The following is a 7,673-nucleotide window of genomic DNA, read 5'->3' as shown; positions in this document are numbered from 1 at the left end:
CTCGGAGAGCTGGACCGAGAACTCGGCGTTCTCGGCGGAGAAGGTGTCGACCAGGATCGACTGCATGCGCTCGCGCACGTCCGTGTTGTAGCGCTCCCGGGGGGCGTAGACGAGGCAGGAGACGAAGCGGCGGAAGGTGTCGTAGCGCACGAACAGCCGCACGCGCTGGCGCTCCTGCAGGTGCAGGATGCCCTTGGCGGTCTCGTAGAGCTCGTCGGTGGAGGCCTGGAAGAGCTCGTCCCGCGGATGGGTCTCGAGGATGTTGATCAGCGCCTTGCCCGCGTGGCTGTTGGGCCGGAGGTTGGCCTGCTCGAGGATCTGCTCGATCTTGCGGCGCAGCAGCGGGATGGTGCGCGGGCTGCGGTGATAGGCCGCGGAGGTGAACAGCCCGAGGAAGCGGTGCTCGCCGATCACCTCGCCGTTCGCGTCGAAGCGCTTGATGCCGATGTAGTCCATGTAGCCCGGGCGGTGGACGGTGGCGCGGCTGTTGGACTTGGTCAGCACCAGCGGTTCGGGGTCGCGGGCCAGCGCCTTAACCGAGGCGGGCAGGGCCGCGAAGCTCTCCGAGCGTTCGTCGCCGCTGTGCGCGCGCAGGATGCCCAGGCCGGAGTCGGCGACCGCGCGCAGCTCGTCGCGGCGGCCCTTGCGGGACAGCTCGTAGCGCCGGTAGCCAAGCAGGGTGAAGTGATCGTCGTGGATCCAGCGCAGGAACGCCGAGACCTCCTCCAGCCGGTCCGCGTCGATGGGCGGCGGGCGGCTTTCGAGCTCGCGCATCGCCTCCTCGAGGCGGCCCAGGATGGAGCGCCAGTCACCCACGGCAAGGCGCACGTCCTCGATCACGGAGGCGATGTCGCCGCGGATGCGTTCGAGGTCGTCCTGGTCGCTCTGGCGGTCCACCTCGAAGTGCATCCATGCCTCGGGGCCGGCGCCCTCGGCCTGCTGCACGTCGGGGATCTCGGCGACCCGGTGGTCCTCGCCGCGGCGCACCGTGAGCACCGGGTGGATGATCAGGTGGATGGTCAGCCCCAGGCGGTTCAGCGCCATGGACACCGAATCCACCAGGAACGGCATGTCCGGGGCGACGACCTCGCAGACCGTGTGGGTCGACTGCCAGCCGTTCTGCTCCGCGTCCGGATTGTAGACGCGGATATGGACCTGCTCGGGGGCGCGGACCTCGCCCAGGTTCCAGTGGCACAGCGCGGCGCCGTAGAGGTCGTCCGGGCGGCGGTCGATCACGTCCTCCGGTGCCGCCCCCTCGAAGTACTGGCGCACGAACGTCTCCACCAGCGGCGCGTCCTCGCCGCTCCAGCGCTCGCCGACGCGCCCGGCGATGGTGTCGATGACTTCTTCCCGGGCTTTTTCTTCGCTCGCCTGTCGCATCGTACCCCCTGCTTTCCACGGGAACCGCCTTTATCCGGTGGCGGCCTGCTGCCAGTGTAGCGCCGTGACGCGCCTGCGTGTCCCGCCGTCACCCCGGATTGGCGCGCAGGGCGTCGCTGCCGATCTCCAGGGCCACGGCGGCCATGTTGTAGCCCACGCCGGAGCCGAGCAGCACGACCCGGTCCCCGGCGGCGGCGCGGCCGCTGCCAAGGAGGTGGTCGAGCGCCATGGGCACGCACGCGGAGCCGGTGTAGCCGCACTCGCCCATGATCATCACCGCGCGCTCGGGTGTCAGCCCCAGCGCCGCACACGCGTGCTCGATGGTGCAGCGGTTGATCTGGGTGAAGATCACGTGGTCGATGTCCGCCACCGCCAGGCCGCAGCGGGCGACCAGGCGCCGCACGAGGCGCGGCCAGCCGGTCTCGTTGACCTCCGGCGGGTAGCGGTGCTTGACCCGGACGCGGTGTCGCCCGGCGGCAACGGCCGCCGCGGAGGCGGGCTCGACGGTGCCCCCGGCGTCGATGCCCCAGTAGTCGGCGTAGCGCCCGTCCGCCTCGAAGGCCGCCCCGAGCACGCCGGGCCGGTCGCCGGCGGTGACCACCGCCGCGCCGGCGCCGTCGCCGTAGAAGAATCCCATGGGGTCGTCGTCGGCGGTATGCCGGCTCATGAGATAGGCCCCCACCACCAGTACCGTGTCCACGCCGGTGTTGGTCGCGATCAGCCCCTGCGCGGTGGCGAGCGCGGTGGGGAAGGAGGCGCACGCACAGCCGATGTCGAAGGTGCCGGCCTGGTGGGCGCCGAGCTTGGCCTGGAGCACGGTGCTGGTCGCCGGTGTGGGGAAGTCCGGGGTGTCCGTGCCCACGAGGATCATGTCGACGTCCGTCGGGGCCAGGTCCGCGCGTGCCAGCGCCTGCCGCGCGGCGGCGGCGGCGAGGTCGGAGGTGGCCTCGCCGGGGGCGGCGCGGTAGCGCGCGTGGATGCCCGATCCCGACTCGAAGCGGGCGAGGCGCCCGGCGTGCGCCTCGCCCAGGCGCTCGAGCAGGTCGGCGTTGCTCACACGCTCGGTGGGGAGGTGACGGCCGGTGGCGACAATCCGCGCGAAACGGCTCACCGGCGCGCCTCCCGGCCAGTCGATGCCGGTCCTGTCGTGGTCCGCGTTGCAGCCGGGGCGCCGCCGCCGGGTAAACTGCCCGCCTCAACTCCGCCCTTCAGCCGAGCGAGGACGTCATGAGCGAACTGCTGGGATGCTTCAAGGCCTACGATATCCGCGGCCGGGTGCCGGACGACCTGGATGCCGGGCTCGCGCGGCGCATCGGGCGCGCCTACGCCGAGGCGCTCAGCCCCGGCCGGGTCGCGCTCGGGCGCGACATCCGGCTGTCCAGCCCGGAGATCGCCGCGGCGGTCGCGGACGGCCTTCGCGACGGCGGCGTGTACGTCCTCGATATCGGCGTCGTCGGTACGGAGGAGGTCTACTTCGCCACCTTCCACTACGGCCTCGACGGCGGGATCATGGTCACCGCGAGCCACAACCCGCGGGACCACAACGGCATGAAGCTGGTGCGCGAGGGCGCGCGGCCGATCAGCGGCGACAGCGGCCTCGGCGACATCGAGCGCCTCGCCGCCGGCCCCGAGCTCGCGGTGCGCCCGCGACGCGGCACCCTGGAGGCCTTCGATCACCGGCCGGACTACGTCGAGCACCTGCTCGGCAGCATCGACACGGCGACGCTGGCGCCACTGACGGTGGTGGTCAATGCCGGCAACGGCGGCGCCGGGGCGGTGGTGGATGCCCTCGCGCCGCGCCTGCCGTTCGGGTTCGTGCGCGTCCACCACGAGCCGGATGGACACTTCCCCAACGGGGTGCCCAATCCGCTGGTCGAGGCGAGCCGCGCGGTCACCGCCGCCGCGGTGACGGACAGCGGCGCCGACCTGGGGGTGGCCTGGGACGGCGACTTCGACCGCTGCTTCTTCTTCGACGAGCAGGGCCGGTTCATCGAGGGCTACTACATCGTCGGCCTGCTCGCCGAGCTGTTCCTGCGCCGCAGCCCGGGGGAGCGGATCATCCACGACCCGCGCCTGACCTGGAACACCATCGACCTGTGCCGGACCTTCGGCGGCGAGGCGGTGCAGTGCAAGACCGGGCATGCCTTCATCAAGGAGCGTATGCGCGCCGAGGATGCCATCTACGGCGGCGAGATGAGCGCCCATCACTACTTCCGTGACTTCGCCTACTGCGACAGCGGCATGCTGCCCTGGCTGCTGGTCGCCGAGCTCATTGGCCGCACCGGCAAGCCGCTCTCGCAGCTGGTCGACGAGCGCATCGCGCGCTTTCCGGCGAGCGGCGAGATCAACCGTGAGATCGCCGACCCGGCGGCGGCGATCGCGGCGGTGGAGGCGGAGTACGGGGCGGAGGCCGTCGCCGTCGACCACACCGACGGGGTGAGCATCGAGTTCGCCGACTGGCGGTTCAACCTGCGCATGTCCAACACCGAGCCGGTGGTGCGGCTGAACGTGGAGACGCGCGGGGACCGGGCGCTGATGCGCGCGAAGACCGACGAGCTCATCGCCCGCCTGGACGCCTTCGCGCACGGGTGACGCCCGGCCCGCCGGGGTCATTTCTTCTTCTTCGGCATGTACAGGTCCGTGAGCGTGCCAGCGGCCGCCTCGGCGGCCATCGCCACGGTCTCCGAGAGCGTCGGGTGCGGGTGCACCGTCAGCCCGATGTCGTGGCAGTCCGCGCCCATCTCGATGGCGAGGCAGACCTCGGAGATGAGGTCGCCGGCGTTGGGGCCGACGATGGAGCCGCCGATGATGCGCTCGCTCTTCGCGTCGAAGATCAGCTTGGTGACGCCGTCGCTGGCGTCCAGGCTCAGAGCGCGGCCGTTGGCGGCCCACGGGAACTGCGCCTTCTCGATCTCCAGGCCCTCGGCCTTGGCCTGCTCCTCGGTCACGCCGACCCAGGCCACCTCCGGGTTGGTGTAGGCCACGGACGGGATCACCCGGGCGTCGAAGGCACTCTTCTCGCCGGCGCAGCACTCCGCCGCGACCTTGCCTTCGTGGGTGGCCTTGTGGGCGAGCATGGGCTGGCCGACGATGTCGCCGATGGCGTAGATGTGGGCGACGCTGGTCTGCTGGTGCTCGTTGACGGGGATGCAGCCGCGCTCGTCGAGGCCGACGCCTGCAGCCTCCAGGTTGAGCCGGTCGCTGTTGGGGCGGCGCCCCACGGAGACCAGCACCCGGTCGAAGCGGTCGCTCTCCGGTGCCTTCTCGCCCTCGAAGTGCACGGTCACGCCGTCGTCGTCCGGTTCGATGGCGGTGACCTTGCTCTCCAGGAAGATGTTCTCGTAGCTCTTGTCGATGCGCTTGCGGTAGACCTTGACGATGTCCGGATCGCCGCCGGCCATGATGCGGTCGAGCATCTCGACCACGGTCACCTTCGAGCCCAGGGCGTGATAGACGCTGCCCATCTCCAGACCGATGATGCCGCCGCCGACCACCAGTAGCCGCTCCGGCACGTCCTCGAGCTTGAGGGCGTCGGTGGAGTCCATGATCCGGGGGTGGTCCAGGTCGAAGCCCGGCGGCGCCACCGGCCGCGAGCCGGCGGCGATGATGCAGTTGCGGAAGCGGATCCGGCGCTCGCCGTCGTCGCCGCGCACGGTCAGCTCGTGGCTGCCGGCGAACTCGGCGGCGCCGTGGACCACCTCGACCTTGCGCTGCTTGGCCATGCCCTTGAGGCCGCCGGTGAGCTTGCCGACGACGCTGTCCTTCCACTCGCCGAGCTTCGCGGTGTCGATCTCGGGCTCGCCGAAGGTGATGCCGTGTTCGGCGAAGTGGCGGGTCTCCTCGAGCAGGGCGCCGGCGTGGAGCAGGGCCTTGGAGGGGATGCAGCCGACGTTGAGGCACACGCCGCCGAGGCTGAGATAGCGCTCGATCAGTACCGTCTTCAGGCCCAGGTCCGCGGCGCGGAAGGCCGCGGTGTAGCCGCCGGGGCCGGCGCCGACGACGACCACGTCGCAGTCGGCGTCCGCCGGGGCATCGCCCGCGGAGGCGGGCTGCGGCGCGGGCGGGGCCGCCTGCCCGGCGTCCCCGGCGGACGCGGTCTCACCGCTGCCCCCGGCGCTGTCGGTACCGCCCCCGTCGCCGGTTTCCGCCTCTCCGGCATCCCCCGACGGCTCGGCGAGCAGGATGACGTCCCCCTCGGCGACCTTGTCGCCCACGCCGATGCGGAGCTCGCTGATCCGGCCCGCGAACGGTGCCGGGACCTCCATGGTGGCCTTGTCGGACTCCAGGGTGATGAGCGAGTCCTCGGCCTCGACGGTATCGCCGGGCTTGACCAGGACCTCGATGACGTCGACCGCGTCGAAGTCGCCGATGTCCGGGACCTTCACTTCCTTTGCGTCTGCCATGGCGTGTCTTTCCTCCTGGCGGGGGCGCGCCTGCAAGCGCGCCCGCGGAATTCCCCGTGCCCGTCGCCGGGCGGGTGTTACAGCACCAGTCGCCGCAGGTCGGCGAGCAGCTGCGCGAGGTAACTGGTGAACCGCGCGGCGGCGGCGCCGTCGATCACCCGGTGATCGTAGGACAGCGACAGCGGCAGCATCAGCCGCGGGGCGAACTCGCTGCCGTTCCACACCGGCTTGGTGCTCGACTTGGACACGCCGAGGATCGCCACCTCGGGGGCGTTGACGATGGGCGTGAAGGCCGTGCCGCCGATCCCGCCGAGGCTGGAGATGCTGAAGGTGCCACCCTGCATGTCGCCCGCGCCGAGCTTGCCGTCCCGGGCCTTGGTCGAGAGCTCGGCGAGGTCGCCGGCGATCTCGTAGATGCCCTTGCGGTCGGCGTCCTTGACCACCGGTACCACCAGCCCGTTGGGCGTGTCCACGGCGACGCCGACGTTGATGTAGTGCTTGACGATGAGGGCGTCGCCGGAGGGCTTGAGCGAGCTGTTGAACTCCGGGAAGCGCTGCAGCGCGGCCGCCGAGGCCTTCACCAGGAAGGCCAGCGGCGTGAGCTTGACGCCGCGCTCCTCGGCGGCGGCCTTCTCGGCCTTGCGGAAGGCCTCCATCTCGGTGATGTCCGCCTCGTCGAACTGGGTGACGTGGGGCACGTTGAGCCAGCTGCGGTGCAGGTGCGGGCCGCTCTTCTGCTTGATCCGCGACAGCGGCCGCTCCTCGACCTCGCCGAACTTCGAGAAGTCCACCTCCGGGATGGGCGGGATGCCCATGCCACCCTGGGCCGGGGCCTGGGCCGACGGCGCGGCGGCCCCGGTGCCGGCGCCCTGCAGCGCGCGTTTGACGAAGCCGCGGACGTCGTCGTGGGTGATCCGGCCCTTGCGTCCGCTGCCCTGCACCGTGCCGAGGTCGACGCCCAGCTCGCGGGCGAAGCGCCGCACCGACGGGCTCGCGTGGGCGAGGCGCTGGCGCTCGGGCTCGATCGGCCGCTCGATGGGCTCGTGATCGGCCTCCAGCGAGCGTCCGGCGCTGGGGCCTGGGAGGACTTCGCTTTCGCCCTCATCGGATTCCTCGGGCCCCCCGGTCTCTGGTTCCGAGCCGGTCGCCTGTGCGGCGGTCTCCGGCTCGTCACCCGCGGGTTTGGATTCCGCCCTGTCCGCGGCCTTCGCCGGCGCGCCGCCCTCCAGGGTGACGATGGCGGTGCCCTCGGAGACCTTGTCGCCGGCGGCGACGAGGACCTCGGCGATCCGCCCGCCCCGCGGCGCCGGGACCTCCATGGTGGCCTTGTCGGACTCCAGGGTGATGAGCGAGTCCTCGGCCTCGACGGTATCGCCGGGCTTGACCAGGACCTCGATGACGTCGACCTCGTCGAAGTCACCGATGTCCGGCACGGTGACGGTCTCGGTGCCGCCGTCACTACCGGCGCTGCTGCCGCCGGCGTCCTCACTGCCGGAGGCGGCGGGTGCGGAGTCGGTGCCCCCTTCCGGGGCCGCCGTGGTATCCGTCGTCCCGGTGTCGTCGCCGGAGCCGCCGGCGGCCTCCGCCACCTCCAGGGTGATGACGGCAGTGCCCTCGGCGACCTTGTCGCCGGCGGAGACCAGGACCTCCGCGACCCGGCCGGCCTCGGGGCAGGGCACCTCCATGGTGGCCTTGTCGGACTCCAGGGTGATCAGCGAGTCTTCCGCCTCGACGGTGTCGCCGGGTTTGACCAGGACCTCGATGACGTCGACCTCGTCGAAGTCACCGATGTCGGGGACCTTGATTTCCTTCGTGTCAGCCACGGGTGTTCCTCCAGATCGGCTGCGGGCGCGCGGACGGCCCCGGCGGCCGCGGCCGCCGGGGGAATCG

General features: G+C 71.5%; 4 protein-coding genes and 1 pseudogene. 1 reads left to right on the top strand and 4 read right to left on the bottom strand.

What is annotated here, in order from left to right:
- Both G7A99_RS25275 and G7A99_RS06900 read right to left on the bottom strand, forming a co-directional pair.
- A pseudogene (locus G7A99_RS25275) lies at positions 1–1,380 on the bottom strand (NAD-glutamate dehydrogenase domain-containing protein); the annotation flags it as partial.
- 88 nt (positions 1,381–1,468) lie between these two features.
- Positions 1,469–2,491 carry a 3-oxoacyl-ACP synthase III family protein gene (locus tag G7A99_RS06900; protein WP_163139293.1) on the bottom strand — a complete coding sequence of 341 codons (1,023 nt, stop codon included), beginning with the start codon at positions 2,489–2,491 and terminating at the stop codon, positions 1,469–1,471.
- A 116-nt stretch (positions 2,492–2,607) separates the two neighbouring features.
- Between G7A99_RS06900 and G7A99_RS06895 the strand changes: the two genes are divergently transcribed.
- Positions 2,608–3,972, top strand: coding sequence for a phosphomannomutase (locus tag G7A99_RS06895; RefSeq protein ID WP_163139292.1), 1,365 nt, complete (start codon positions 2,608–2,610; stop codon positions 3,970–3,972).
- Between the two features lie 17 nt (positions 3,973–3,989).
- Here G7A99_RS06895 and lpdA read toward each other — a convergent pair whose 3' ends face one another.
- Positions 3,990–5,783, bottom strand: a complete 1,794-nt coding sequence (gene lpdA, locus G7A99_RS06890; RefSeq protein WP_163139291.1) for a dihydrolipoyl dehydrogenase — start codon at positions 5,781–5,783, stop codon at positions 3,990–3,992.
- 77 nt (positions 5,784–5,860) lie between these two features.
- A complete protein-coding gene (gene aceF / locus G7A99_RS06885) occupies positions 5,861–7,606 on the bottom strand; it encodes a dihydrolipoyllysine-residue acetyltransferase (protein ID WP_163139290.1) in 1,746 nt (581 codons plus the stop codon).
- Between the last annotated feature and the right edge of the window lie 67 nt (positions 7,607–7,673).

The organism is Arhodomonas sp. KWT (genome assembly GCF_010993615.1).
The sequence above is the reverse complement of the archived record's forward strand: the minus strand, read 5'-3'. Positions and strand labels throughout refer to the sequence as shown.